Annotated in this window: 24 protein-coding genes and 1 pseudogene; 8 read left to right on the top strand and 17 right to left on the bottom strand. The window is 61.1% G+C overall.

The features are described 5' to 3' along the window. Positions 1–11: 11 nt before the first annotated feature. From AC6HU3_RS07260 to AC6HU3_RS07225, 8 genes and pseudogenes are all read right to left on the bottom strand, one after another. Positions 12–779: a UDP-2,3-diacylglucosamine diphosphatase gene (locus AC6HU3_RS07260; RefSeq protein WP_497536303.1), complete on the bottom strand. Its 768-nt coding sequence runs from the start codon at positions 777–779 to the stop codon at positions 12–14. Then, positions 757–1,206, bottom strand: coding sequence for an SsrA-binding protein SmpB (gene smpB, locus AC6HU3_RS07255; RefSeq protein ID WP_497473106.1), 450 nt, complete (start codon positions 1,204–1,206; stop codon positions 757–759). Before smpB ends, AC6HU3_RS07260 begins: the two co-directional genes overlap by 23 nt. Then, entirely contained in the window at positions 1,206–1,955 is a 750-nt protein-coding gene (locus AC6HU3_RS07250) for a metallophosphoesterase family protein (RefSeq protein ID WP_497473105.1), read from the bottom strand. The genes smpB and AC6HU3_RS07250 overlap by 1 nt, the downstream gene beginning before the upstream one ends. Next, positions 1,952–2,374: a transcription antitermination factor NusB gene (gene nusB, locus AC6HU3_RS07245; RefSeq protein ID WP_497473104.1), complete on the bottom strand. Its 423-nt coding sequence runs from the start codon at positions 2,372–2,374 to the stop codon at positions 1,952–1,954. The genes AC6HU3_RS07250 and nusB overlap by 4 nt, the downstream gene beginning before the upstream one ends. Further along, positions 2,374–3,750, bottom strand: a complete 1,377-nt coding sequence (locus AC6HU3_RS07240) for a tryptophanase (protein ID WP_497536302.1) — start codon at positions 3,748–3,750, stop codon at positions 2,374–2,376. Before AC6HU3_RS07240 ends, nusB begins: the two co-directional genes overlap by 1 nt. Positions 3,751–4,704: 954 nt before the next feature. Continuing rightward, positions 4,705–4,848: pseudogene (locus AC6HU3_RS07235) on the bottom strand (beta-eliminating lyase-related protein); the annotation flags it as partial. A 166-nt stretch (positions 4,849–5,014) separates the two neighbouring features. Then, a complete protein-coding gene (locus AC6HU3_RS07230) occupies positions 5,015–5,974 on the bottom strand; it encodes a DUF4837 family protein (protein WP_497473103.1) in 960 nt (319 codons plus the stop codon). Between the two features lie 53 nt (positions 5,975–6,027). Continuing rightward, on the bottom strand, positions 6,028–6,636 hold the full coding sequence (locus AC6HU3_RS07225) for a transposase (RefSeq protein ID WP_497473102.1): 609 nt from the start codon (positions 6,634–6,636) through the stop codon (positions 6,028–6,030). 704 nt (positions 6,637–7,340) lie between these two features. Here AC6HU3_RS07225 and AC6HU3_RS07220 point away from each other — a divergent pair. The 8 genes from AC6HU3_RS07220 to ispH all read left to right on the top strand — a co-directional run bounded on the left by AC6HU3_RS07220 (position 7,341) and on the right by ispH (position 17,242). Then, positions 7,341–9,098 (top strand): hypothetical protein, encoded by a 1,758-nt coding sequence (locus AC6HU3_RS07220; protein WP_497473101.1) that lies wholly within the window; start codon positions 7,341–7,343, stop codon positions 9,096–9,098. A gap of 1 nt (position 9,099) precedes the next feature. Then, positions 9,100–10,659: an L-glutamate gamma-semialdehyde dehydrogenase gene (gene pruA, locus AC6HU3_RS07215; RefSeq protein ID WP_497473100.1), complete on the top strand. Its 1,560-nt coding sequence runs from the start codon at positions 9,100–9,102 to the stop codon at positions 10,657–10,659. Positions 10,660–10,707: 48 nt separating this feature from the next. Next, positions 10,708–12,156, top strand: a complete 1,449-nt coding sequence (locus AC6HU3_RS07210) for a hypothetical protein (RefSeq protein WP_497473099.1) — start codon at positions 10,708–10,710, stop codon at positions 12,154–12,156. Then, complete coding sequence (locus AC6HU3_RS07205) at positions 12,125–12,343, top strand: hypothetical protein (protein ID WP_497473098.1); 219 nt, start codon at positions 12,125–12,127, stop codon at positions 12,341–12,343. Before AC6HU3_RS07210 ends, AC6HU3_RS07205 begins: the two co-directional genes overlap by 32 nt. Beyond that, the gene (locus tag AC6HU3_RS07200) at positions 12,330–12,935 is read left to right on the top strand and encodes a CYTH domain-containing protein (RefSeq protein ID WP_497473097.1); all 606 of its coding nucleotides are present in this window, start codon (positions 12,330–12,332) and stop codon (positions 12,933–12,935) included. The genes AC6HU3_RS07205 and AC6HU3_RS07200 overlap by 14 nt, the downstream gene beginning before the upstream one ends. A 12-nt stretch (positions 12,936–12,947) precedes the next feature. After that, positions 12,948–14,036: a M24 family metallopeptidase gene (locus AC6HU3_RS07195; protein ID WP_497473096.1), complete on the top strand. Its 1,089-nt coding sequence runs from the start codon at positions 12,948–12,950 to the stop codon at positions 14,034–14,036. A gap of 12 nt (positions 14,037–14,048) precedes the next feature. Next, positions 14,049–16,112, top strand: a complete 2,064-nt coding sequence (locus AC6HU3_RS07190; protein ID WP_497473095.1) for a (Fe-S)-binding protein — start codon at positions 14,049–14,051, stop codon at positions 16,110–16,112. Between the two features lie 143 nt (positions 16,113–16,255). Beyond that, entirely contained in the window at positions 16,256–17,242 is a 987-nt protein-coding gene (gene ispH / locus AC6HU3_RS07185; RefSeq protein WP_497473094.1) for a 4-hydroxy-3-methylbut-2-enyl diphosphate reductase, read from the top strand. Here the strand turns inward: ispH and AC6HU3_RS07180 are convergent. From AC6HU3_RS07180 to AC6HU3_RS07140, 9 genes are all read right to left on the bottom strand, one after another. Next, complete coding sequence (locus AC6HU3_RS07180; protein ID WP_497473093.1) at positions 17,239–17,907, bottom strand: protein-L-isoaspartate(D-aspartate) O-methyltransferase; 669 nt, start codon at positions 17,905–17,907, stop codon at positions 17,239–17,241. The genes ispH and AC6HU3_RS07180 overlap by 4 nt on opposite strands. Next, on the bottom strand, positions 17,870–18,601 hold the full coding sequence (gene surE, locus AC6HU3_RS07175; RefSeq protein ID WP_497473092.1) for a 5'/3'-nucleotidase SurE: 732 nt from the start codon (positions 18,599–18,601) through the stop codon (positions 17,870–17,872). The genes AC6HU3_RS07180 and surE overlap by 38 nt, the downstream gene beginning before the upstream one ends. A 62-nt stretch (positions 18,602–18,663) precedes the next feature. Next, complete coding sequence (locus tag AC6HU3_RS07170; RefSeq protein WP_497473091.1) at positions 18,664–19,857, bottom strand: molybdopterin molybdotransferase MoeA; 1,194 nt, start codon at positions 19,855–19,857, stop codon at positions 18,664–18,666. Continuing rightward, positions 19,854–20,591, bottom strand: coding sequence for a sulfite exporter TauE/SafE family protein (locus AC6HU3_RS07165; protein WP_497473090.1), 738 nt, complete (start codon positions 20,589–20,591; stop codon positions 19,854–19,856). Before AC6HU3_RS07165 ends, AC6HU3_RS07170 begins: the two co-directional genes overlap by 4 nt. Positions 20,592–20,868: 277 nt before the next feature. Beyond that, positions 20,869–21,726: a hypothetical protein gene (locus AC6HU3_RS07160; RefSeq protein ID WP_497473089.1), complete on the bottom strand. Its 858-nt coding sequence runs from the start codon at positions 21,724–21,726 to the stop codon at positions 20,869–20,871. A gap of 75 nt (positions 21,727–21,801) precedes the next feature. Next, positions 21,802–23,061, bottom strand: coding sequence for a multiheme c-type cytochrome (locus AC6HU3_RS07155; RefSeq protein ID WP_497473088.1), 1,260 nt, complete (start codon positions 23,059–23,061; stop codon positions 21,802–21,804). Between the two features lie 14 nt (positions 23,062–23,075). Next, positions 23,076–24,194, bottom strand: a complete 1,119-nt coding sequence (locus AC6HU3_RS07150) for an alginate export family protein (protein ID WP_497473087.1) — start codon at positions 24,192–24,194, stop codon at positions 23,076–23,078. Then, positions 24,191–24,763: a molecular chaperone TorD family protein gene (locus AC6HU3_RS07145; RefSeq protein WP_497473086.1), complete on the bottom strand. Its 573-nt coding sequence runs from the start codon at positions 24,761–24,763 to the stop codon at positions 24,191–24,193. Before AC6HU3_RS07145 ends, AC6HU3_RS07150 begins: the two co-directional genes overlap by 4 nt. Beyond that, positions 24,760–25,641, bottom strand: coding sequence for an ethylbenzene dehydrogenase-related protein (locus AC6HU3_RS07140; protein WP_497473085.1), 882 nt, complete (start codon positions 25,639–25,641; stop codon positions 24,760–24,762). Before AC6HU3_RS07140 ends, AC6HU3_RS07145 begins: the two co-directional genes overlap by 4 nt. Between the last annotated feature and the right edge of the window lie 5 nt (positions 25,642–25,646).

Raw genomic sequence — 25,646 nt, 5'->3', positions numbered from 1 at the left:
GACAAAGGGGCTCATGGCAGGCGGGCCACCACCTGGTGGGACGGAAAGGAGCGGATCTCAAACCGGTCCGGCTCCAGCCACCCATAGGTGAAGTGGCGCATCCAGTCGCCGGTCACGAGCAGAAAACCTTTGCCCACCTTCCGGGCCACCACCTCGTGAAGATGGCCCATCACGAGAAGATGGTAGCCCTCTTCCAGCACCCGCCGGGCCCCTTCTTCCATGCGGTCTTCGGGGATTTCCTCGTTCTGGGAGCGGGATCGGGACAGACGCGCCACGGCATGGGCCAGGGCGATCCCCACATCGGGATGGATCCACCGGAAACAGGTTTTCAAAAGGGGATGGCCCAGAAGTCTGCGGGTGGTTTTGCCCCCCAGACTCAACCCGTCCAGGAGATCCCCGTGAACAAGGCGTGCCCGGACCTTTCCCATCTCAAGGTTCACCCCCACCCGCACCACCGGGATGCCCAGCACGTCGGGGAGAAAATCTTCCATCCACAGATCGTGGTTGCCCTCCACGAACACCACCCGGGTGGACCGGGTGAGATGGGCGAGGGTGGAAAGAAGGGAGAAAAAGTGGCGGGGGATCACCGTGCGATACTCAAACCAGAAGTCAAAGATGTCGCCCAGAAGGACCACGAGATCGGCGTCTTCCCCTTTCTCCTCCAGCAGGGCAATCAGCCGGCGTTCCCGCTCCCGGCTCGGAACGTCCAGATCCTGGCCCAGATGGGCATCGTTCACCACCAGAACCCGGCGGGCCTCAAGCGTAACGTTTTCGGACACGTTCAATCTCGCGCTCCAGTTCCCGCCGCTTGATGGTTTCGCGCTTTTCGTATTTCCGTTTTCCCCGAACCAGAGCGATCTCGGCCTTGATCCAGGGACCTTTCGCATAGAGCTTGAGAGGCACGGCGGTGAGGCCTCGCTGGGATAGCTTTCCGATGATCCGGTTGATTTCGTACCGGTGCAGGAGGAGTTTCCGGGGTCGTTCCGGATCGTGCTGGAACATCTCGGCGGCCATGGGATAGGGCGCCACATACATGTTCACGATGTACAGCTCGCCATCCCGCACGTCCACATAGGCGTCCTTCAGGGAGACCCGTCCTTCCCGGATGGATTTCACCTCCGTACCGGTGAGGACCAGGCCGGCCTCAAAGGTCTCCAGGATTTCATAATCAAACCGGGCCTTTCGGTTTTCGGCGAACACCTTCATCAATAGCCCTCATACAGCCGTTCGGCCAGAAAGAGGGGCAGGCCTGCCTGAAGGATTTTGCCCGCCACAACGTCCACCGGATATTCCGAGCGGAAAAACCGGAATTCTTTCCGATCCGTGTTTAGCACGCCCCAGGCCGCCCGGGGATCGCCGTCCCGGGGCTGACCCACGCTCCCCGGATTGATCATATACCGCCGGTCCCCTGCAAGGCGCACCACACCCCGCGCTTTCCACTCCCATACCCCACCTTTCTGATCGGCCACGAACACGGTGGGAAGGTGGGTGTGACCAAACAGAGCGAGGGGGAAATCCGTCCCTTCAAAATACGCCCGGGCCTGCTCCACCTGGGTGAGGTAGATCCAGAGGTCCGGGTCTTCCGGTGTGCTGTGGGCCACCACCGTTCCGTCTTCCATCTCCACCCGGTAGGGGAGGGATTCCAGGAAGGCAAAAGCCCGTTCGGAGAGCTGATCCCGCGTCCACCGGATGGCTTCCCGGGCCACGGGGTTGAAGAACCGGTCTTTTTCGGGGGAAAGAACCGCCTCGTCGTGGTTGCCCAGCACCCCCACAAAGGGCATTCTCCGGGCGAGGTCTTCCAGGATTTCCACCACCTCTTCCGGATCCGGACCATAGCCCACCGCATCCCCCAGAAACAAAATGCCGTCCACCTTCTCCCGATGGAGGAGGTGTTCCAGGGCGACCTGAAGGGCCTCCAGATTGCCGTGGATATCCGCAATCACGCCCCAGATCATGTGAGGTTTCGCTCCCGTGCGATGGCGTCCAGCACCCCGTTCACCAGGGCCCTGGGTTCCTCTCCGCAAAAGGTTTTTACAAGTTCAATGGCCTCGTTGATCACCACGGGCACCGGGGTGTCCAGATGGAGGAGTTCGGCTGTGGCCATCCGGAGGATGGAGCGCTCCAGGGGGCGCAGTTCCTCAAAGGTCCATCCCTCCAGATGTCGCCGGATGAGATCGTCCACGCTTTCGGCACTCCGGAGATAGGCCTGGAGGAGCTCCCGGGCAAATTCGGCCAAGGGTGGAGGCACCTGTTCCCGGTCAATCACCTCATGGAGATGGTCTTCCGGTTTCCCTCCCACCACATCCCGGCGATACAGGGCCTCCACCACCAGCGCACGGGCGAGTCGCCGCCCCTTCAGGGTTCGTCGCAACATCACAGACTCTCAAACCGTGCGGTGAAAAAGCGGAGGGTGGGGGGCTCATACACCATCCGCAGCCCCGGGATGGATTCCCGCCGTTCCCACACGCCCAGGATGCCTTCCACCACCACGTCCATGTGGCTTGCGGTATACACCCGCCGGGGAAGGGTAACCCGAACGAGTTCCAGTTTGGGGTACCGGTGGTCCCCCGTCCTGGGGTCCCGTCCCGCGGAAACCGTGCCCCGCTCCATGGTCCGGACGCCGCTTTCCACATAGATTTCCGCCGCCAGGCGCTGGGCCGGGAACTGGTCCTGCGGAAGGTGGGGAAGGAAACGTCTGGCATCCAGATACACTGCATGCCCGCCCACCGGGACCACAATGGGAATCCCCGCATCCAGCAGGGCTTTCCCCAGACGCTGGGTCTGTTCCACCCGGGATCGGATATACTGATCCTCCACCATTTCCCTCATCCCCACGGCCATGGCTACCAGGTCCCGGGCAGCCAGGCCGCCGTTGGCTTCTTCGCCTTCAAAATAGCGCATGAACCGCATCATCCGGCGGTAGATCCGCTCATCCCGCAGGGCCGCAAACCCGCCGATGTTCACCAGGACGTCCTTTTTGGCCGAGAAGGTGAGACCGTCCGCATAGCTCATGAGCTCCCGGAGGATCTCCCGCACCGGACGGCCTTCCTGTCCGGGCTCCCGCTGCTGAATGAAATAGGCGTTTTCCGCCGAACGGGTGGCATCAAAAATGAGAGGGATGTCGTAACTCCGGGCGATTTCCGCAAGTTTCCGGGTGGCCCCAAGGGAGACGGGCTGGCCGCCGGCCATGTTCACGTTCATCTCCAGACAGATATAGGCGATGTTCTCCGGGCCCTTCTCTTCAATGAACCGCTGGACGGCTTCGAGGTCCATGTCCCCCTTGAAGGGATAGGGATTCGTCGGGTCGTGGGCCTCCGGACGGATGAGGTCCACAAAGATGCCGCCGGCCCGCTCCTGGTGCTCCCGGGTGGTGGTGAAATACATGTTGTTGATCACGTACTGGCCCGGCCGGATCAGCGTCTGGGAGAGGATGTGCTCCGCCGCCCGGCCCTGATGGGTGGGCACCACATAGGGCATGCCGAACACCTCTTCCACCGCCTCCTTGAAGAGCTCAAAGGCCCGGGCGTGGTTCCAGGATTCCGGGGTTCCGATGAGGGCTTTCCACTGCTTGGAGCTCTGGGCCGACGTTCCCGAATCCGTGAGAAGGTCAATATACACATCGTCGCTCTTGAGGAGGAAGGTGTTGTATCCCGCTTCCCGGATGGCCTCCTCCCGGCGCTCCCGGGGTTTCTGAACGGCGATCTCCACGTGTTTCAGGCGATAGGGAGGAATGTTCCCCAGGTCCAGGATCTCCCCATCCAGCCGGGGGAGGAAGGGACGGGTGGGAACAAAGTGGGCATCCTCGTTCTCAAAGCCCGGTCGGGGAACGTTGAGACACTCCAGGTCCGGAAGAAGGGGGGCGTGGTCCCGGAGGATTTCCAGGGCGCCCACCACGTAGTCCAGGTGATCCGCGGTGTACCGCCGGAGGGGCAGGGCAAGCCAGAGCTCTTTTCCGAGACGTCCCGCCCGAACGCCCGAGAGGAGAAACAGCCCGGCCAGGAGGGTGAAGGTGGCGGTCTCCGGTGAAAGCGCCGGTGCAAGGTCTTTCGGCGACAGGCTCACCCCCCAGATCCCCTGATGGGGAGAAAGGGGGAACCCGGCGTTGCGGAGGTTTTCCCGGAGGGTGTGAAGCACCGCCTGGTGATGCTCAAACACATGGCCCTCGGCCGCTTCCGCAAGTCCCCGGGCCAGGGCTTCCATGTCCCGCCCGGCGAGCCCGCCATAGGTGTGGAGGCCTTCAAACACCACCACGAAGGTGCGGAAGGTGAGATAATCTTCTTCCCGGTTCCCCATCACCAGACCGCCCGTGTGGACCAGGCCGTCCTCCCGGGCGTTATAGATCAGGAGGTCGGCAAGGTCCAGAAGGGGAGCCAGGGCATCCGGGCCATAGGCCAGGAGAGCACTGCTCACGTTGAGCACGGTGAGGAGTCCCTTCTCCCGCGCCCGTTCCAGAAGTGTGCGAAGGTCCTCGAGATCCGTGGGCAGAAATCCGGCTTCTTCTGACACAATCCGCCAGTACAGCACCCCCTTCTCAGGAAGTTCCAGGTCATCCAGATGGATCCGGACCCGTCCCTCGGGACCAATATCCCAGGGCAGCAGGGAAAGGCGGGCGCCGAAACGGGTGAGATGGAAGCGCTCCAGGGGGGTGAGGGGGCCGGCCACGAGGGCGGTGTCCCCGTTGAGATACCCGTGGGCGAGGAGGTTCAGCGCGCCCCGTCCCCGGTGGACCGGGACGGCCCAGGACTTCCGGAAAACCCGCTCCACCTGTTCCAGAATATGATAGAAATTCCGGCTTCCGGCATAGGCTTCGTCGCCCAGGAGCATTCCGGACCACTGCCGGTCGCTCATGGCGTGGAGTCCGCGGAAGTGCACCAGATCCACGAACACCGCCTCGTGGGGGAGGAGGAAGGTGTTGAAGTGTGCCTGCTCAAGGGCATGACGCCGTTCGGCCACCGGAAGCCTCCGGATGGCCTCCACCGTTTTGATGCGATAAGGCTCCGCTGGATATCCCATGTCAGGCCTCCTTCAGGGTGGAAACGATCACGTAAAGCCGGAGCAGGAGGGGCCATTTGTGCCGGCGATCAGGGGCATACACCCCGGTGTCCACCAGCCACAGGGTGTCCCCATCCACCCAGGCGTACAGGCGAAAGGCCCCGCCCCGGATTTCCCGGTCGTTCTGCCAGGGTCCGGTCAGGACCCAGACGGTTCGATCCCCGAGTTTGCCCTGCTCCAGCACCGTGCGTTCTTTGAGCACCCGATCCCCCTCATAAAACACGTCCGCCAGGCTGTCCCGCAGGGCGATGAGGACATCTCTGTTGAGGGAATCGGGGGCGGGCAGACGAAACACGGCCAAAAAGCGGGAAGGGTTGTGTTTGGCGAGTCCAAAGGCGGTGGAGTCTTCCAGAAACAGGGCATAGCCCGTGGGGATTTCCAGATTCAGGCCATACCGTTCGCGGATTTTGGCCTCCAGCCGGCTGTTTCGTCCGGCGTAATACACGGCCCGGCGGAGGTTGGTGAGGACGTTGGAAAGGAGGGTTTCCCGGATTTCCGGCGCGTGGCGTTCCAGGAGAGAGGCCAGCCCTTCCGGCCGGCTCCCGAGGAGACCCACCAGAAAGGCATTTCGGGTGAAGACGTTCCGGCGCATGTGGATGCCCGGTTCTTCGGCCTGGAGGAGAGTCCGGAAGGAGGGGAAATCGGGGGCGGTGGCCAGGGTGGCCCAGAGCATCTGCTGATAGCCTTTCCGGTCTTTCAGGAAGGAGTCAGAGGGCATCACCGTGATCCGGAAGAGGGGGTCTTCGTGGGGGGTGTAATAGGTTCGGGAGAACAACTGCTGGACGGTGGAATCGAGAAAGGCGAGTTCGGGTGGCCGGATCCAGACAAGTTCCTCAAAACCACCATAGGCAACAGGTGGAGGAGGCGGTGTGCAGGCCCCCGCGAGAAAAACGACCACTACCCCTGTAAGGATCCCTCGCATGGTGTTGAGTATACAGAACCCGCATGGGACCATCAATTTGGGAAAACTGAAATTCACCCATGAGTTCGGACACCTGGGAAGAGGGATTGGATGAACGTGTGGTGCACACGTTGAATCAAGGATCTCCATTCTTTGAGCGGCAATCGCCATTTCTTCTCAAGCAGGATAAAAGGTCCGGAAAAGCGTTCCCATCTTGCAGAGCCTGTACGACGGAGAAGTTCCTGACGCACCTCTCCTCCAAGAAGCAGCACAATGCCGTAGACCAGGAGCATAAATCCTACCAGCTTTTCCATCACCGCTTGTTTCTTGCTCATCACATCTCCCAACCCCAGCAGGCTTTTCATGTCCCGGAACGATTCCTCAATCTCCATCCGCCTGCGGTACAACCGCAGCGCTTCTTCAGGCTCCAGTGTGGTCATCAGCCACAGGGGTTCCTTCTGGCCCCACTCCCACACCCCGATAACGTTGACCTCCACTTCCCCACGGTATCGCAGCCCCCGAAAGACCACTTTTTCTCCAACAGGACATGTGAGATGGACCTTTCGTCCCTCGGCGTCCAGAAAAACCGGAGGACGGGATCCCATTCTCAAGCGGATCACGAAATTCATCCCCGCTTCCCGCAGATGGCGCAGGAGAGTCGTATAGCTGAATTCCCGGTCCATCACAAGGGGACGATTTCCAGAGAACCTTCCAGGAAAGAAGCGTCTGGATGTGGACGGCATTTCGTGAGCTTCCCGTATCTTTGAAGGTTCTTGAAGAGAAGGTGGTCATGGCAAAGGGGATGGCGCGTCCTCGCAGAGGGGCGGCGAGAACGAGGAGCCAGAAGCCGCGGGTTTTGCCATCTTTCAGGGTTCCGACGTATTCTGTCTTGCGGGCCTGGGGTCTTTCGATTTCGGTGACGTCAGCGATCACGAAGGGAGCGGTTTCGGGGAAAAGCCTCCAGAGGGTTTCATGGGGATTAAAATGTTCGAGGAAGCGCTGGATACGCTTATACGCGGCGCTTTCAGAAACGCCTTTCATCTTGCGAGCCATGGAAGAGATACGGAGTGACCGGGCGTCCAGGAGAGCATATCCGATTTCCGTTGCTCGTTCTGCAAAGCGAGGATCCGGAAAAAGAACTTGCATGAACGACTTCAGGGGTATAAACTTCCTCATGGGGATCCTCCTTTCTTTTCGTTGTTTCTTGTTCAGCAGGGAAAGTATACAGCTTTCCCCCGGAGGATCCCCACCTCCCTTTCGCCCCTGTCCGAACTCTTGTCCGGAGGCCAGCAAACCCTGCGACATCCCGAAAAACACCGATGAATGCCCGTTTTTCTTGAACCTTCACAGGCTGGTCTGTATACTTCACCCAATCAAGGAGAACGCCATGGCGGGTGACCCGTTCCATTCTTTTCCCGAGCGCTGTCGTCCCGTGCTCCAGAACCTTCTGGAGGCGGCGTGGAAGAAGAAGGGTCATCCCCACGTTCACGTCTCGGTGGAGGACACCCCTCCCCGGCTCGTGATCACGGTGGTTTCCCGGGACTGGGCCGGCCTTCTCGATATCGTCACCACCTATCTCCACGTCCTGGACATCAACCTCTCCCTCATCGTGGCATCTCTCTTACGAAGAGAGGGAGATCTCGCCCTGTCCGGCATCTATGTGGAGGCCCTTCTGCCCGACCGCGAAACCGGCGAGCGTCTCCTCCCCGTTCTGGAAAGCGAACTTCCCACCATCATTCAGAGCGGAGAGCAGCTCCGGGAACTTTTGCTGGTGGGGACCCGGAAACTCCGGGTCCACCAGGAAATCATCCGTGCCCTGAGCCGGATGCTGGATGAGCGGGAACGGGACGCCCTCATTCGCTCCCGGGAGGTGGCCTATTTCGTTCATGCCCGCTCGGAAGCCTATCTGCTGGAACGCTCCCCGGAAGATCTGGCCCACATCGTGTGGACCAACTGGCGGTTTCAGGAAACCCTCCGCCGGGAAGGACGGGGAATCTTCGTGGATATCCACAACCTCACCACCCGGAAACAGCCGGAAGGGGAACATCTCACCGGCATCACCGTGGTGGGGCTGGACCGGGAAATCTCGCTGGACGCGGTGATGGACGCCCTCCGGGAATACGACTCTGGCTTCCGCCGGAAATACGACAAAGAATTCGTCACCCCCGACGGCATTGCCGTGATTCGCCTGGAGATCACCGACGCCGAAAACCGTCCCTATCCCCCGTCATCTCACCCCGCGTTGAAACGCCATCTCCTGAACCGGCTCCGGCGCGGACGTCATCGCTGGAGTGCCCCACCCGGTGCCGAGCTCATCGGGCGACTGGTGGTGCCCCGCCTGGTGGAAGAGGCGGGAACCACCCGCATTCCCCAGATGCTCCTTCTGCCCCAGCTGGTGGAAGAGGACTCCGTCCGGTCCACCCTGGTGATCTCCATGCCGGAGGAAGTGTTCCGCCGGCAGAGCTCCCCCCTCCTCACCGCCCTGGTGGACCGTCTGAACCGGATTCCCGGGGTTCATGTGACCGGGTATCACCCACCCCGGACCCTCCCGGTTCGCGTGGAAGAGGAAACGGTTCCGGTGGTGTATATCCTGGTGGACCTCCTGATCTCCGGAAGCCCGGAGGAGCACGAAAACGTGTATGTCCGGGTGCGGGAAGCCCTTCAGGAACTCGTGAACGAGGTACGGGACTTTGACAGCGGGATGCGTCAGATGGACACCCGCAAGCTGGACGAGGTTCTTCGGATCCTTCAGGACCGGGAGGTGACTCCCCAGTTTGCCCGGAAATTTTATTATGCGATGAACGCGTTCCAGCGCCTTTCTCTCTCTCCCAGCCTGATCGTGGAGGAGATCCTGTTCGCCGAAGACCTCCTCCGGGAACATTTCCAGAAAGATGCTCCCGTGATGCTGGAGCGGGAGGTAGACAACATCCTTCTGGTGGGTCTGGCCACCGACAAAAAAGACCTCCCCCTGGACTTTCTCACCCGGATAGTGGAAGATTTCAACCTCCACATGACGTCCTTCATGGTGTACGGTTCGTCCGTGGTGGTTCTGGGGGGATCCATTCAAGATCGGGAGCGTTTTCAGAAAACCCTGCAGGAACTGGAACAGAGGGTGTTTTCATCCGTAACCAAACAGGAGGCCTGACATGTTTGAACCTTTCCGCAACGAGCCCTTCACCAACTTTGCCGACCCCGCCAGCAAAAAGGCGATGGAGGATGCCCTCCGGGAGGTGCGGGGCCGGTTCCCCCTGGAGATCCCGGTGGTGATCAACGGGGAACGGATCCACACCGGCAAGACCTTCACGTCCATCAACCCCTCCCGGAAAGACGAGGTGGTCGCGAAGATTCATGCAGCAGACGAAGAACTTGTCAACAAAGCCCTGGATGCCGCCTGGAAAGCCTTTGAAACCTGGAGCCGGCTTCCCGCCCTGGAGCGGGCGTCCCTGCTCATCCGTGCAGCCCACATCCTTCGTCGCCGGAAGGCGGAAGTGACGGCCCTCATGGTGTATGAAGTGGGCAAAAACTGGGCGGAAGCCGACGCCGATGTGGCCGAAACCATTGACTATCTGGAATTCTATGCCCGGGAAGCCGTGCGGTATGCCGAACCCCAGCCCCTCACCCCCTTCCCCGGTGAGATCAACGAATACTTCTATATCCCCCTGGGTGCGGGCGCGGTGATCCCTCCCTGGAACTTCCCCCTTGCCATCCTTTCGGGGATGAGCGTGGGTGCCATCGCCGCCGGCAACACGGTGGTGCTCAAACCTGCAAGTGATTCGGCTGCCATCGGTTTCGTGCTGGTCGAAATCCTTGAGGAAGCGGGACTTCCGCCGGGCGTGCTCAACTATCTCCCCGGTTCGGGGTCGGTGGTGGGCGAGGCCCTGGTGAAACACCCCCGCACCCGGTTTGTGGCCTTCACCGGTTCCCGGGACGTCGGCATCCGGATCTATGAAGAAGCCGCCAAAGTTCAGCCCGGTCAGATCTGGCTTAAGCGGGTGATTGCAGAGATGGGAGGGAAGGACGCCATCATCGTGGATGACCGCCTGAACGACCGCCTGTTTGAAGAGGCGGTGAAGGCGGTGGCGGTTTCCGCTTACGGCTATCAGGGTCAGAAATGCTCCGCCGCTTCCCGGCTGATTCTCCTGGAGTCCATTCACGATCGGTTCCTTGAGGCCCTGGTGGAAGAGGTGAAAAAGATTTCCATCGGTCCCGCAGACGAAAATCACTTCATGGGTCCTGTGATCAACGCCTCCGCCGAGGCCAAAATCCTCTCCTACATCGACATTGGCAAATCGGAAGGGACGCTTGTGCATGGTGGAAGCAAGATCGAAGATCTGCCGGGCTTCTATATCCAGCCCACCATCTTCAAGGATGTGGACCCCAACGCCCGGATCGCCCAGGAAGAGATCTTCGGCCCCGTGCTTGCTGTGATCAAAGCGAAAGACTTTGACGAGGCCCTCCGGATCGCCAACGGAACCCAGTATGGTCTGACGGGTTCGGTCTATACCCTGGATCGGGAGCACATCGCCAAAGCCCGCCGGGAATTCCACGTGGGGAACCTGTATTTCAACCGGAAGTGCACGGGCGCCCTGGTGGACGTCCATCCCTTCGGCGGGTTCAACATGAGCGGAACGGACTCCAAGGCGGGCGGCCGGGACTATCTCCTCCTCTTCCTGCAGGGCAAGAGCGTTTCCGAAAAGGTGCGCTGAACCGGCGTTCGGGGAGGGGGGTGACCCCCTCCCCTAAAAGGGAAGAACGTGTTACACATTCTCGTCTTTTTGCTGGCTGCCGGACCGGTCACGCTGGACAGCGTGCGGACCCTTTTCCGGCAGGGGCAGTATGCCCGGGTGCTGGAATACGCCCGGCAGGGAAAGGATTTTGCCCTGGATCCGAAGGTCCGGGAAGCCTATGCTTATCTGGAGGTGCTGAGTCTGTATCAGCTCCAGCGCTGGAAGGAAGCGGTGGAGGCAAGTCAGGCCTTTCTCGAGACCTATCCCCGGGGAACCCGCCGGGGATACGTGGCCTATGCGGGGGCCCGATCGGCCCGGGTGCTGGGGGACCGTCTTGCCTCCTTCCGGCTGCTCGTGTCCGGGTTTGAGGATGCAGAAACCCGGGATCTTCAGGCCAAAATGGCGGGGGTGATGGCCGATCTGTGGGGGGTGGACACCGCCCGGGCCCTTGCATGGCTCCAGAACCCGGCCTTTCGCCGGCGTGCCCGGGAACAAACACAGGACCTCCTGGTCTGGCTCCCCTTCGGGGGGGAGCGTCACCCGGTGGGCCGCGCCTTTGTGCGCGGTCTCCGCCTGGGCCTGGGGGAGGCGGGCTATCGTCTCCGGGTCTCCAGCGGTCAGCACCCGGAACTCGTGCTCCGGAACACCCCTCCCCTGGTTCTCGTGGGTCCCCTTCTCTCCAGAGATGTGGGGCCGCTGTATCCCCTCCTGGAAAAAGACGTGATCCCCAGCATTCTTCCCCTCTCCATGGCACCCATGAAGCCCACCCCTCCCTGGATCCTCTATCACCTTTCGGCGGATCTGCGCTTTGTGGAGGAAGCGGCCCGGCTTCTTCAGGAGGTGCAGGCCGAAACGGTGATTGTCCTGTTTGAACAGCCTCCCTATGAAGTGCTGGCCAGGAGATTGAAACGGATGCTGCCCCGGGTGATTCCCGGCCGGGATTCGGCGGAGGTGGTGGTCCGTCTGTTCCCCATGGACCACCGCACCAGTTCCGTGCTGGAAAAGCTGGATCTGGTGCGGACCGTTTCCCCCCCCTGGGTGGTGGTGCTCGCCGAAAGCGAGGTGATGGAATGGATCACCCAGGCCCACGCTCAGGACAGTCTGCCGGGATTCTGGATTCTCCCTCCCCACACCCGGGGAGTACCCCCTCCCGGATATGCGGCCTGGGGAACCCTGATGGAGGGCTGGCAGGAACTTTCCCGTGCCCGCCGTGCTGCCCGGAGTGCCTATCGCAGGCAATACCGGGAAGACATGGATCGGATTGCCCTGCGGGGCTTTGATGTGGGATGGATGCTCCGGGAGGCCCTGAAAGCGAAACCCCGGAACGGACTGGAACTCGCCCTGGTCCTTCACGCTCGCCGGGCTTTTTATGGACTTTCATCCACCTGGGTGTTCCGGCCCCCGAAGTCTTTCTGGATCACCCAGCCTGACAAGGAGGAGGAGGATGCCACGCAAAGCGCCGTCGAGAACCCCTGAGCGGCCCTATCTGGCCCCCCGCTACACCCGAACCACCTGGGTGCTCATCGGCCTGGCCACCCTGATGATTCTGGCCAGCCATCTCCTGCTTCTCCGGGGGGACACGGTGATCAACGTGTTCCTCTCGGTGATCGCCTTCCTCGTGCTCATCCCCTGGGCACTGCTCAAAACCCATGCAGGAGATTGAGGTCAAATTTCGTCTGGACTGCATGCCTCCTCCCGGCTGGATCCGGGAGATCCTGACCCTGTGGGGGGGCATACCGGGAGAGGTTTCGTGGTTTTCCTATCGGGATCTCTACTGGGACACGCCGGATCGGACACTCGCCCGGCACCGCCTGGCCCTCCGTCTGCGCCTCGCCCGCCGGGCGGTGTGGACTCTGAAAGGAGGGGAGCGGGTGCTCCCGGACCGGGTGATCCGGAGGGAAGAAGAAGTGGCCGTGCCCTACCGGGAGGCCCTACGCTTTCTGAAGACTCCCGACCCCCGGGATCTCCCGCCCCGTCTGAAAGCGATGCTCCCGCCCCTGGACCGCCTGGAGGTGGTGGTGGATCTGGTGGGAGAACGGGGGAAACAGACGGTGGTTCGGGAAGGTGAGGTGGGCGTGTTCCATCGGGAAGAGGTGTGGGTGGGGACCGAACGGGGGATTTTCCTGGAAATGGAAGGCCCGGACCGCCTGGTCCGGTCCTTTTCTCATCTGTTTTCTCGCCTCACCGGTCTTCACCCGGAAGGCCGGTCCAAACTGGTGTGGGCCCTGGAACGAACGCAACCCGTACACGCATAAGGGAGGACGGGAATGGAACGATGGAATCGGGTTCGTCTTGGTTTTGCCCGCTACAAGATCTCTGCCCTGGTGGCCACCTCCCGGGTGAACGTCCGGTATCTCACGGGCTTTTCCGGGACCTCGGGGATGGTGGTGGTCACCCAGGAGGACGTTCATCTCATCACGGATGGGCGCTATAGCGGTCGGGCCCAGGAAGAGGCCTTCCCCGGTGTCCAGGTTCACATCATCTCCCCGGGGGAGGATCTCTGGAGCGTGGCGGTGGATCTTCTCCCCGTGGGGGTCCGGGTGGGCCTGGAGTCCTGGCATCTGTCCGTGGAGCGCTGGATGCGGATCCAGAAGGTCTTCCGGAAGAAGGACCTTCAGCGGGTGCGGGTGGGGTCCCTTCTGGAATACGTACGGGCGCATAAGGAACCGGACGAAATTGCCCGGATGAAGAAAGCCCAGAAGATGATTGAGGAGGTGGTGGCGGAACTTCTGGGGGAACTGACCCCGGGGAAAACGCTGGAAAGGGACCTGGCGGTGGAACTCCAGTATCGTCTGAAAAAGCGGGGTGCGGACGACGTTTCCTTCGATCCCATCATCGCCTCCGGTCCGGAGAGCGCGGTGCCTCACGCCCAGTCCCGACCCGTACCCATCCAGCCCAACAGCGTGCTTCTCGTGGATGTGGGGGCGGTGGTGGAAGGGTATTGTTCCGACATGACCCGAACCTTCTGGGTGGGTCCTGAACGCCCCGATCCGGAGTTCAAAAAAGCCTATATGGCCGTGCTGGAAGCCCAGGAAATCGCCATCCAGGTGATCCGGGATGGGGTGCGAAGCCGGGTTCCCGACGAACAGGCCCGAAAAGTTCTCCGTCAAGCGGGACTTGAATCGTTCTACACCCACGGCCTTGGCCACGGGGTGGGTCTGGAGATCCACGAATACCCCGGGTTGTCCGTGCACAACCCGGACAATCCCCTTCTGGAGACCAACATGGTGGTGACGGTGGAGCCCGGTGTGTATCTTCCCGGAAAGTTCGGGATCCGGATCGAAGACATGGTCCGGGTGACCGAGACGGGTGTGGAAAACCTGACCAGATTTCCCAAGGATCTTCAGGTGCTTTGAGGAGGTAAGGCCATGCTGAGTTTTGTGGAACGGATTCTTTTTGTGCTGGCAGTGGTGCTCTCGGCCGGGTTCACCCTCCGGGGGTTCGGACACATCCTCCGGGTGCTCATGCGCCCCCTTCCGGAGGACGCACGGCCGAAAGGACGCTGGTGGTGGGTGGATGCCCTGGATCGGCTGATCCGGGGTCCCCTGGGAGACCGCAAACCCCGCTGGGAAAAAGCACTGGAACTGGTGCTCCTCCAGGTTCCGGTGTTCAAAGCCCGGTTCTTCACCAGTCTTTTTCACGCCTTCATCTTCTATGCCTTTCTGGTCTATGCCCTGGTGAATCTCCAGGACGCCATCCGGGGGTTTGCAGACGGCTTTCTTCTTTTCGGAACCACCCCTGTTCAGCACGTGTTTGACCTGTCGGCCGACATCCTGTCCGTGCTGGCCCTGGTGGGCATCGTGTATTTCGTGGTCCGCCGGTTTGTGGTGGGGGATCCCCGGCTTTCTTTCCGGGAGAACGTGCCCCTTCATCCCGCGGTCCGGGAAGGGATTCCCCGGGATTCTCTGATTGTGGCGGGCTTCATCTTTCTCCACGTGGGGGGGCGTCTCCTCTCGGAGTCGGCCAACCTGGCCCTCCACCCCAACGGTGAGACCTGGATGCCCTTCGCGGCCGCCCTGGCTCAGACGCTTTCCGGACTTTCCCCCCAGCTGCTCACCCTTCTCCATCACGGCGCCTGGTGGCTTGCCCTAGGGCTGATTCTGGCGTTTTTCCCGTATTTCCCCTATTCCAAGCACATCCATCTCTTCTTTGCACCGGTGAAATGGGCCTATCGGCTGGATCTTCCGGCCCTGGGATATCTGGAACCTCTGAACCTGGAAGACGAAACGGTGGAACAGTTCGGTGCGGCCCGTCTTGAAGATCTCCATCCTGCACGGGTGCTGGACCTGTATGCGTGCATCATGTGCAACCGCTGTCAGGAGGTGTGCCCGGCCTATGCCACCGGAAAACCTCTTTCGCCCGCGGCCCTCATCATCAACATGCGGTATGAGGTGAACAAAACCCTGGCGAAGGTGGCGTCCGGTGAGCCCACCCGACCCCTGATGGAATACGCCATCAACGACGACGCCCTGTGGGCGTGCACCACCTGCGGGGCGTGTGTGGAGGTCTGCCCGGTGGGCAATGAACAGATGCACACCATCCTCCAGATCCGCCAGGACCGGGTGCTGATGGAAAGCCAGTTCCCCGCCGAGCTCAACACCATGATGACGGGGATCGAGCGTCTTTCGAATCCCTGGAACGTCCACTGGAGCGAGCGGATGAAGTGGGCGGAGGGGCTCTCGGTGCCCACGGTGGAGGAGAACCCCAATTTTGACGTGCTCTTCTGGGTGGGGTGCATGGCCTCCACGGACGACCGGGCGAAGAAGATCGCCCGGAGCCTGGTGAAGATCTTTGAAGCCGCGGGCGTCAACTATGCGGTGCTCGGCGAGCACGAGCGGTGCACGGGAGATCCTGCCCGCCGGGCTGGAAACGAATATCTCTTCCAGATGCGGGCGGTGGAAAACGTGGAAACCCTGAACCGGTTCGGGGTGAAGCGGATCGTGACCCTGTGCCCCCACTGCTTCCACACCCTGAAAAACGAATATCCCGACTTCGGCGGGCACTACGAGGTGATCCACCACACCCAGTTCCTGGAGGAGCTCCTGAAATCCGGACGCCTGAAGGTGAAGACCCGGCTTGCCGAAAAGGTCACCTTCCACGATCCCTGCTATCTGGGCCGGCACAACGGAGAATACGATGCACCCCGGTTCGTGCTCAAAACCCTCACGGACGATGTGGTGGAGATGGAGCGTTCCCGCAACCGGAGCTTCTGCTGCGGTGCGGGCGGAGCCCAGATGTTCAAAGAGGAGCAGAAGGGCACCAAAGCCATCAACGTGGAGCGCACGGAAGAAGCGCTCCGGACCGGTGCGGAGGTGATCGCCACGGGCTGTCCCTTCTGTCAGCGGATGATCACGGACGGGGTGAATTCGCTCCAGGGTCAGGCGCAGGTGAAGGATCTCGCCGAGATCCTGGCCGAAGCCCTGGAAGCCTGAAGAAAAACGCCCTGCCTGTGCGTATTCCGGGGGCGGCGCTGTCGCCCCCGCTTTGTTCAATCCGCCCACCCGCCCTTCACCTCCATGTGACCGAATGGTCCCGGAGGTTGACGGAACCTGTGGGAACGCGTATCATCTTGACCATGCAGGTCAACAAAAACACTTTCGACGTGGTGCTCGCCCGACCCCGGGGATTCTGTGCGGGAGTGGATCGGGCCATTGACATTGTTCGTCTGGCCCTCCAGCTCTATGGGCCTCCCGTGTATGTCCGCCACGCCATCGTCCACAACCGGAAGGTGGTGAGTGATCTCGCCGCCGAGGGCGCGGTGTTTGTGGAGGACGTGAACGAGATCCCGGAAGGTTCGGTGGTGGTGTTCTCAGCCCACGGGGTGTCGCCCGCCGTGCGGGAAGCCGCCCGGAAACGTAACCTGAAGGTCATTGATGCCACCTGCCCCCTCGTGACCAAGGTGCACCTGGAAGCCCTGCGGTATGCCCGGGAGGGCTACACCATCCTGTACATCGGTCATGCCGGCCACGTGGAGGTGGAGGGTACCATGGGCGTGGCCCCGGACCACATGATCCTTATCGAAACGCTGGAGGATGCCCAGCGAGTGGACGTGCCCGATCCCGAAAAGGTGGCCGTGCTCACCCAGACCACCCTTTCCGTGGACGAGACCCGGGAAATCATTGAGGTGCTTTCCCGCCGGTTTCCGAAGCTCCGGAAACCCCACGCGGACGACATCTGCTATGCCACCCAGAACCGTCAGGACATCGTGAAGAAAATGAGCCAGATGGTGGATGTGGTTCTGGTGTTCGGCTCCCGGGAAAGTTCCAACTCCAACCGCCTCCGGGAGGTGGCCGAACGCCACGGCGCCCGGGCCTTCCTTGTGGAAAACATCCACCACGTGGACCCCGCCTGGCTTGAGGGTATTCGCGCCGTGGGCATCACGGCCGGAGCCTCCACACCGGAAGAGATCGTTCAGGAAGCCGTGGACAAACTCCTGAATCTGGGGGGCGGAGAACTCATCGAACTTGAAGGGGAAATCGAGAACATCGAGTTTCGCCTTCCGGATCCCCTCCTTCGGGAAGCCCGCAAGGCCGGGCTGCTCTCACCCACCACGCAACCCTAAACACCCCACTTTCCCCGCATCGGCACAAAGGCGCACCGTCCCAGCCGTTCCGTTACGAATTCGTCCCCCTTTTTCAGGATCCGGATGAGGTCCTGCTCCAGGAGGGCTCCCACGGGACCCACCAGGATCCCGCCATCGGCGAGTTGCTCCAGGAGAGGCGGCGGAACTTCCGGCATGGCCGCACTCACGATGATCCGGTCATAGGGAGCATGCTCAGGCCATCCCTCTCCCCCGTCCCCCACCCGGAAGTGAACGTTCCGGTATCCCAGGTCCCGCAAAACCCATCGGGCCTGTTCCACCAGTTCCGGGATGATGTCCACCGTGAAGACCTCCCGGGCGAGCTCGGCAAGGAGGGCGGTTTGATAGCCCGAGCCCGTGCCGATCTCCAGCACTTTTTCCCTCCCGGTGAGTTCCAAGGCTTCCAGCATCACGGCCACCATGTAGGGCTGGGAGATGGTCTGTCCGAAACCGATGGGGAGGGGACGATCCGCATAGGCGTGCGCCCGCTCCCGGGGCGGGACAAAGCGCTCCCGGGGAACCTTCAGAAAGGCCTGGAGCACCCGGGGATCCTGGATGCCCCGTGCCTTCAGGTCCTGTTCCACCATCCGCCGGCGTTCCGCCTCAAAATCAAAGGCGGACGGTTTGAAAGAGGGAAAGTCCTTCATGGTCCGTGAGATCCAGCGTGAGGGGGGTCAGGGTGACATACCCCTGTTCAATGGCCCACAAATCCGTTCCTTCCTGGGGATGCCACCGGGGAGATCCTCCGATCTGAAACCGGTCCTCCCCCACCTGCTCCACCGGATCCTCATACACGCGGCTTCCCAGCCGAACCGCCCGGACTCCGTGGACGTCACCGGGTTCCACCCCCGGGATGTTGATATTCAGCAACCGGAAGGGGGGAAACCCCAGAAGCTGGGGAAGGAGACTGCGGAGCACCTCCCGGGTGGTGTGGAAGGGAAAGGACCCGTTCTGGGGGCCCTGGGAAATGGCCACAGCGGGAATCCCGTACAGGGCCGCTTCCCGGGCTGCTCCCACCGTGCCCGAATAGAACACGTCCTCTCCCAGGTTGTGTCCGTGGTTCACCCCCGAAAGCACCAGATCCGGTCGTGCTTCCAGAAGGCCAAACAGGGCCACCAGCACCGCATCGGCGGGTGTGCCGTCCACGCTGTAGCGGTCCGGGCCATGGTGCTCCACCTGAAGGGCTTTCCGGAGGGTGATGGCGTGGCTGCGGGAACTCTGCTCATGACGGGGGGCCACCACAACCACCCTGCGGGCCAGCGGGCGGACCATCTCTTCCAGCACCCGCAGGCCTTCCGCCTCCACCCCGTCATCGTTCACAAGCAACACAAGGTTCAGCATCCTTCCGTCTCCTGTGGGTTCCCATCATAAAGCCTGCCGGGTGAACGGGAAAGGGCAGACGATTACACAAACGGAAGGCGAAAGGCCTGCACCACCTCCCCTTCCCGGAAGCGAACCCGCCGGGCGGGGAGAAGGGCCAGGTGGGTGGCTCCCCCAAAGCTCACAAGCCGGTGGGAAGCCTGTTCGGGAAACACCCGGAGTCCCCTCGCCGTTTCACGCGCCCACACCAGCCAGGTGCGATCCGGCTTTTTCCGGAATTCCTTCACAAGAGGCAAGCGGACGGCCTCAAGATCCGGCCGGGGATGCCCGGCCAGTGCCCGGAGGGTGGGAAACACATACATCAGAAAGGTGACCATGGCCGACGAAGGATTGCCCGGGAGGCCAAAGACCAGCGTGTTCCGGGCTTTTCCGAAATACAGAGGTTTGCCCGGCTTCTGGGCCACCTTATAGAACACTCGCTCCATCCGGGCATCCAGCACATCCCGGACAAAATCGTAATCCCCTGCCGAAATCCCTCCTGCAAACATCACCACGTCCGCCCACGTCAGGGCGTCCTCCAGCGCCCTTTCCACCGCTTCACGGGTATCCGGCAAATGCCGGTGGGCCACCTCCTCCACCCACCCCTCCATCGCAAGCGGGAGACTTGTGCTGTGAACGTTGTACACCTTTCCCGGGGCCAGGGACCTTCCGGGTTCCACCACCTCATCTCCGGTGGTCAAGAGCGCCACCCGGGGCCTGCGAAACACCCGGACCTCCCGGATCCCCAGGGAGGCAAGACCTCCGAGTTCCAGGGGCGTGAGGAGCGTGCCTGACCGGAGAACCCGCGCACCTTTCCGGACTTCCGCTCCCCGGGGGCGGACGTGCTCTCCCCGCCGAACGGCTTTCCGGAGGCGCACCCATCCGTCCCCCACATCCAGAATTTCCCGCATGGCCACGGCATGCACCCCTTCCGGCACCGGTGCGCCCGTGAAGATCCACACCCCTTCCAGCGCACCGATCGGCTTCCGGAACACCTCCCCCGCCCGGACCTCCCCCACCACCCGGACAGTGGTTCCGGCAGGGAGGATCCGTTGACCTGGAGGGAAAGCCACGGCCACCCCGTCCATGGCCGCGTTGGTGAACGGGGGAAGGTCCACCGGTGCCACCACGTCTTCAGCCAGGACATGGAGGGAAGCTTCCTTCAGGCTCCGGCTCACCGCCGGCAGACGAAACCAGGTTTTTTTCAGGCGTTTCCGGGCTTCGTGAAAGGAAATCATGTGCGCACTCCCATCCAGGTGATCCGCAAACCGATGGCCAACACCAGAAAGATCAACGCCGTTCGCACCACCCGTTCGGGAAGGCGGCGGGACCCCAGGGTGGCCCCCACCACCGCACCCATCACCACCACCCCGCCCAGCACCCCCAGAAGGGGCAGGGAAACCCGTCCGGCAAGGGTGTGCCCCGCGAATCCCACCAGGGAGTTCAGGGCGATGTAGAGGGAGGTGATCCCCGCGCTTTCCCTGGCGGAAAATCCGGCAAGAAGCAGGATGGGCGCGAGGAAAATGCCACCCCCGATCCCCACCAGTGCCGCCAGAAATCCGAAGAGAAAGGCAAAGGGATACACGGGGACCCACCGGGGTTCTCCTTGTCTTTCCCTGCGGATCCGGAAAAGATTGAGCAGGGCCGATCCCACCAGGGTGAACCCGAGAAGGAGATAAAAGGCCTGCGCCGAAAGGTGGATCTGACTGCCCAGGAACGCTCCCGTGATCGCAAGACCATACAGAAGCACAAGCCGCCTGCTTCCGGACGGGAGGTTCTTCCGGTGAAGGGCGAATCCCAGGGTGGTCACCAGGAGATTGAGCCCCAGGGCCGTGCCGGGAATCCGGTCGTAGGGAAGTCCGGCCAGGGTGAGGAACGCTACATAGGCGCTTCCCCCTCCCAGACCCACCATGCTGTAGAGCACCGCCACCAGAAAGAACACCGGAAACCACAGGGGAGAAAGGGTATCCATGGGTCTCAATTGTACGCTTCTCTCTTCGCAATAGCAACCCATTCAGGCCGATCGTTCGGATCTCCTTCCCCTGCAGAGCTCCTGCAGGATTTTCCCAAAGCATAAAGTCCTCCATGAATGACGACAAAAGTTCGATGGGAGTCGTTAGGGTTCCGTACCGTTTGGCACAACCCAGGGGCGAGATCAGGCCGCTTTCTCAGGAACCTCTCCCCTCCCGAACTCCATCCATCCCGAAACAGCGATCCATTACCCCCGATATTCGCAACGGAGCGACGTCTCAGTCCATGCCCGGCCCAGACTTCCCACGGGCTTCTATCCCTCCAGGTTTTTCAGGGAAGAGCACCAGAAGACCCATCACTCCGATGAGAGAATAGAGCAGGGGGGCGAGCGGTGGGGCTCCCCGCATAAATCGTTCCGTGACCAGGGCCACGGTTCCCTCCAGATTCGCCCGGATGTGGAGCACGCTGCCCCAAACCCCCGTTGCAATGAGCAGGAGCATGGACAGAACATAGGTACGAATATCTCCCGGCCTAGGGTTTTTCATCCAGCCCATGAGGGCAGCCACCACCGTGGCAAACACGCCCACACCCAGGGCAACATGTGTGGAAGGATGTCCGAACCCCGCACGCGCGTGATCCAGGGCGCTGCTCACCACTGCAATGAGCGTCCCGAAACTCACAATGAAACAATACGCCCGGGATTTGCTGTAGGGCAAACACACTTTCCGTCCCAACACCTCCAGACACCCGCTTCCTGGCGGATCTTCCCGCACCAGAGCGCTCCACCCCAGCCAAGAAAACATGACATAGGCCAGAGGGCCCATGATGGGCGGAGCCCAGACAAACACATCCGGCCGCGCCACCCAGGAACCGCTCACCACACCCGCCCGCACCGCGTGAAAATAAGCTCCCACCATCCCGAGAACAGCCCCTAACACCAGAGCAACCGATGCAACCCCTACCGCCAGGCGATACCGTCTCAGCGATAACCATCCCGCAAGCAAAAGCATCCCGCCGATGAGCACCCCCCCGATGACAGGAACCCACTCCCAGAGCGAAAGATGGCCGTCTTCCAGATGGGCCAGACCGATCTCCACCCCAAGCCCCATTTCCCCAAGCGACACAAGAAGCATCATCCACTGGTCCCGCCCAAAACGGTTCAAAAGTTCCATTCTTACCTCCCATCCGAAGAGCAGCGTTTCCGGCCTTTCTCACTTGCGGTTCCGGGTCGCGTGACGTTTTTCCTTCGCCAGTTCCCGGAGTTCTACCATCTCTTTCATGAGCTCATAAATGCCGTGCCATTGAACATAGTCCGGTCCCTGCATCCACACACCGAATTTGGCGGTTCGACCCCAGTGATGCCACAGGTCAAAATACACAAAATCAACCGGCTCATCAAAGGGTTCCGGGGTGAGCAGGCCCTCGCGGCCAAGACCTGTCATGATCTTGCGGGCCTCTTCGACCCGCCGGTTCACCGCCATCACCGCCTGATCTGCAGCCTCATAGAACTCCTCCACAAAACGCTTGTTGTGACAGGCCCTGCACACGCTCTGCATCCGTACCCGGTTATCCTGCCAGGCGGGTCGGCGCTGACTTATGGGAGCAAAGAGAAACCAGGTGAGGCGATCTCCCACGTCGTGAGTGGTGGCCGTCCCTCCAAATCCGCTCATGTGACAGGTCGCACAGGTGGGAGCTGGAAAGTCCGCCGGCGTGAGGGTCCCGGCCTTCGCCCCCCAGTTCCAGGTATGCCCCTGTGTTAGATAAGCGATCCCGTGAGGAGATTCCTGATAGATCTCCCATTGAGGGTGATCCGGTCCAATGTGACAGGCGTTGCACGTCTCGGGTTTGCGGGCCTGTTCCAGGCTGAATTCATGGCGCAGATGACATTTGCTGCAGTCTCCCACCGATCCATCCGGTGCGGGCTTCCCAATATCGTGACACCCTTGGCAGGCAAACCGGGTGATCTCCGGGCCCTCAAGGGCAAACAAAGCGTTCCGGGAACGATCCGGCTGAAAACCTCCTTCGGGAATGTTCCGATACATCTCCAGGAGGTCCGGTGAAAGGCCCTGGGTTCCCGCATAAGCCACATACGCAGGCAGGGCGTGGCGGCTCTGATAAAACTCCCGGACCTCTTTCCCATGACACTTTTCACACACAGCCGTGGTGGGCGTTGCAAGCACCCACGTTCCCTCGTGTTCCACACTACCGGGATACCCCTGCTTCACCTCATGACAATCCCGGCAGGACACCCCCTGAACCGCTTTACGACTGGTCCCATATTGCTCCACGATGCCCGGCGTGGCCTTCCGGTGACAGGTCACACACGCATCCCGGCTATCCGCCAGGACATTGGGTGGACGTCCTTGCTCCAGCGCTCTGCGCGCCACAATACCCCGACTCCCAAAGCTCAGAACCAGCAAAAAGCCCAGCACCAGAATCACCGCCACCAGTCCACCAATCAACGTACGCATGGTTTTTCTCCCTGTTACCCCTCAGGAAATGTTTTCTCTCCCGAAGAACGGAACACCACGGTCACCATCGCGTAGGTCCACCAGTGTACACCCTCTCCCCAGCGGGATGCCCCGAGTTCTCCGGGGAACATGGCCGATGCCCCCACCTGAACAGATGCTCGATCCAGACGGGATTTCAACGTCAAATCCACCTCGTTTCCCCACACACCTCCCCCCCGATGGGCGCGGAAATGATGAACATCCAGACGGAGGGCCACCGGTGCCCCGGCAAGGTCTCTTGTCTCGAAGGTAACATACCCGTCCACGAGGCCTTTCCCTTCCGTATCCCGGGGAATGTTGAGGAAGAAATCCATGAACCCGTAGAACTTGTGATTGGTGGCATAGAGGGTGTGGAAAACTTCCGACACATCTGCCGTGGAGGGATCATCACCGCTCAGAAGATCCACAGCAACCTTTCCCTGTCCCCAACCGAAGGGATGTCCCATAGACATGGAGAGCATATAGGCAGAGACATTCTGCACCCAGCGGCCGCCCTGATAGGCCATTTCCACAGACAGTCGGGTATCCGACCACCTCGTCTCTCCCAGCCCTCCAACGGTCAACCGATTCCAGTCCACCTGATCCCCCCGGTTCTCCAGAATGGCAAACATCTGGAAAGGACCCCGCTTTGCCCAGACACCGCCCAGCCGGAGACGAAGGCTGTCCACGTCCCGAAGGACAAAACCAAAGACATCCACCCAATCTTCCGTTCCGTACCGGAAAATCCCGCCATCCATACTCCGTCCGATGTTATCCCAGCCGACTGCCCCCAGAAGGCGCTCGTTGGCATATTTCACCTCCATCCGGCCGATCTTCAGTCTCCAGGGATGACGCTTGCCCTGTACCTCAACAAATCCCTGGTGAAGGTCCATCTGATCGGCGCTTCCATCGGCAAGGGTATTCCACTCCTCCCCCATCTGGCGGGAGTCCTGCACCTGCACAAACAGTCGAGTGTGCCCACCACTCCAGGTCCAGCCCACCCGGGTCCGCATGAGCACCGGCGTACGATCCCATCCCTTACGGCTTTCCATGCGGACCCGGAAAGCGCCATCCCATCCGCCCAGCGCGATGAAAAACGCCACCCACATCGTCATGGGTTCGGCTCCGATTCGGTTTGGAACCCCAGCGCCCGGGCTTCTTCATGAACGAAACGCTCAAGGGTAACCGCGCACCGGGCATAGAACGTTCCGGAGAGATGCTCCCGTACCCGGGAGGAAAATTTAGGGATCCAGAGAAGAAGGTCCTCGAGGAGTTTCCGGTAGCCCTCCCGGGCGATCTCCGCCCGTTCCCGGTCAGGTGCCAGGGCTTCTTTGGTCTTCATGAAGGCGGCAAATTCCAGAACAACGGGCAGAGCATCCGGGTTTTCACCACTCCGGGGCTGAACCCCAAAAACCCGGTACAGCCCCTGGAGATCCGCGGCCACCTGCAGGGTGTAACTCACCCGGGAAAGGGGAATTTCGCCCTTCATAAGAGGCATATAGAATTCCTGAAGACGGGGGAGATCTTCCTGAAGAGAGCGTGAAAGATCTGAAGCCTCGGGCCATACCTCGCGAAGTTCATCGAGAAAAGCCCGGAGCACTTCTCCATCGGGATACCGGAAAGCGTGGCTGAAAAACCGGTACCGATCGGCCGATTTCAAAAGTTCTTCTTTTGCCACCGTCATGGCATGCCCTCCAGGATCAGGGGGATCCACGGAGCATAAGCTTTCCGGGAACCCCTGTTCTCTTCACTTCCATTCCACACGGCAAAACTCACAAAAGTCCGGTGGGGGAAGTTCGCATTGTTCGCATCCTCGCTCACCCGTGGCACGGCGATCACCACCCGCCACATCCGGCGTTTTTCGTCATACACCCCCCACCCCCGGGCTTCCTGGATTTGCTGAGCCGCCAGGGTTCCAAACCCCTCTGCGGAGAACTCGCGAACCGGTTCCTTTCGGGAAAACGAAACATCGGGATTGTGTGCCTGATACCCGGGAACCCATTCAAACGCACGGGGATCGCGAAACTCCTCAATGTCCGGAGGGTAGGGCGGGACTTCCCGACGAGGTCCCCGCTGAGGCGCGTCAACAAACCAGTACTGATCCACCCACATGTTGGGGAAAAGGTCCCGCTGACTCACATAGCCTTTCTCCACATCCTCCTGCCAGATGGCCTTCCACTGCACGATGTGCACCCGTCCACCGGGATTGCCCATCATAAAGCTTGGGGGACTTCCATTGATAAGTTTCACCGGAAACTGAACCGCCACCTGATCGGGAAAACCATCCGGGAGGGTATACACGTCCCGGGTGTTGTCTTTCCATTCAAGGAGCAACGCCACCCAGAGATCGTTGTATACGGCTCGCACCCGCATTTCCTGCACCGTCTGACGGTTCAGATGAGGAGAGATGATCGTCTGCGGAAGGAGTTTCACCGTTACCGGCTTAACGGATCTCCATATTTTGCTTTCAGGGTCCCGGAAGGGGATGTCCGGGACATAGCGGGCCACGATTTCCTGAGCCCCCATCACCGCGGGGACCAGCAACCAGACCAGAATACGCATAGCAC

Source organism: Caldifarcimen microaerophilum, assembly GCF_055387105.1.
The sequence above is the reverse complement of the archived record's forward strand: the minus strand, read 5'-3'. Positions and strand labels throughout refer to the sequence as shown.

Bases quoted from the DNA above. Each gene is read 5' to 3' on its own strand.
- smpB (WP_497473106.1), bottom strand. From the start codon at position 1,206: ATGAAGGTGTTCGCCGAAAACCGAAAGGCCCGGTTTGATTATGAAATC.
- AC6HU3_RS07250 (WP_497473105.1), bottom strand. From the start codon at position 1,955: ATGATCTGGGGCGTGATTGCGGATATCCACGGCAATCTGGAGGCCCTT.
- nusB (WP_497473104.1), bottom strand. From the start codon at position 2,374: ATGTTGCGACGAACCCTGAAGGGGCGGCGACTCGCCCGTGCGCTGGTG.
- AC6HU3_RS07230 (WP_497473103.1), bottom strand. From the start codon at position 5,974: ATGCGAGGGATCCTTACAGGGGTAGTGGTCGTTTTTCTCGCGGGGGCC.
- AC6HU3_RS07225 (WP_497473102.1), bottom strand. From the start codon at position 6,636: ATGGACCGGGAATTCAGCTATACGACTCTCCTGCGCCATCTGCGGGAA.
- AC6HU3_RS07220 (WP_497473101.1), top strand. From the start codon at position 7,341: ATGGCGGGTGACCCGTTCCATTCTTTTCCCGAGCGCTGTCGTCCCGTG.
- pruA (WP_497473100.1), top strand. From the start codon at position 9,100: ATGTTTGAACCTTTCCGCAACGAGCCCTTCACCAACTTTGCCGACCCC.
- AC6HU3_RS07205 (WP_497473098.1), top strand. From the start codon at position 12,125: ATGCCACGCAAAGCGCCGTCGAGAACCCCTGAGCGGCCCTATCTGGCC.
- AC6HU3_RS07200 (WP_497473097.1), top strand. From the start codon at position 12,330: ATGCAGGAGATTGAGGTCAAATTTCGTCTGGACTGCATGCCTCCTCCC.
- AC6HU3_RS07195 (WP_497473096.1), top strand. From the start codon at position 12,948: ATGGAACGATGGAATCGGGTTCGTCTTGGTTTTGCCCGCTACAAGATC.
- AC6HU3_RS07190 (WP_497473095.1), top strand. From the start codon at position 14,049: ATGCTGAGTTTTGTGGAACGGATTCTTTTTGTGCTGGCAGTGGTGCTC.
- ispH (WP_497473094.1), top strand. From the start codon at position 16,256: ATGCAGGTCAACAAAAACACTTTCGACGTGGTGCTCGCCCGACCCCGG.
- AC6HU3_RS07180 (WP_497473093.1), bottom strand. From the start codon at position 17,907: ATGAAGGACTTTCCCTCTTTCAAACCGTCCGCCTTTGATTTTGAGGCG.
- surE (WP_497473092.1), bottom strand. From the start codon at position 18,601: ATGCTGAACCTTGTGTTGCTTGTGAACGATGACGGGGTGGAGGCGGAA.
- AC6HU3_RS07170 (WP_497473091.1), bottom strand. From the start codon at position 19,857: ATGATTTCCTTTCACGAAGCCCGGAAACGCCTGAAAAAAACCTGGTTT.
- AC6HU3_RS07165 (WP_497473090.1), bottom strand. From the start codon at position 20,591: ATGGATACCCTTTCTCCCCTGTGGTTTCCGGTGTTCTTTCTGGTGGCG.
- AC6HU3_RS07160 (WP_497473089.1), bottom strand. From the start codon at position 21,726: ATGATGCTTCTTGTGTCGCTTGGGGAAATGGGGCTTGGGGTGGAGATC.
- AC6HU3_RS07155 (WP_497473088.1), bottom strand. From the start codon at position 23,061: ATGCGTACGTTGATTGGTGGACTGGTGGCGGTGATTCTGGTGCTGGGC.
- AC6HU3_RS07150 (WP_497473087.1), bottom strand. From the start codon at position 24,194: ATGACGATGTGGGTGGCGTTTTTCATCGCGCTGGGCGGATGGGATGGC.
- AC6HU3_RS07145 (WP_497473086.1), bottom strand. From the start codon at position 24,763: ATGACGGTGGCAAAAGAAGAACTTTTGAAATCGGCCGATCGGTACCGG.
- AC6HU3_RS07140 (WP_497473085.1), bottom strand. From the start codon at position 25,641: ATGCGTATTCTGGTCTGGTTGCTGGTCCCCGCGGTGATGGGGGCTCAG.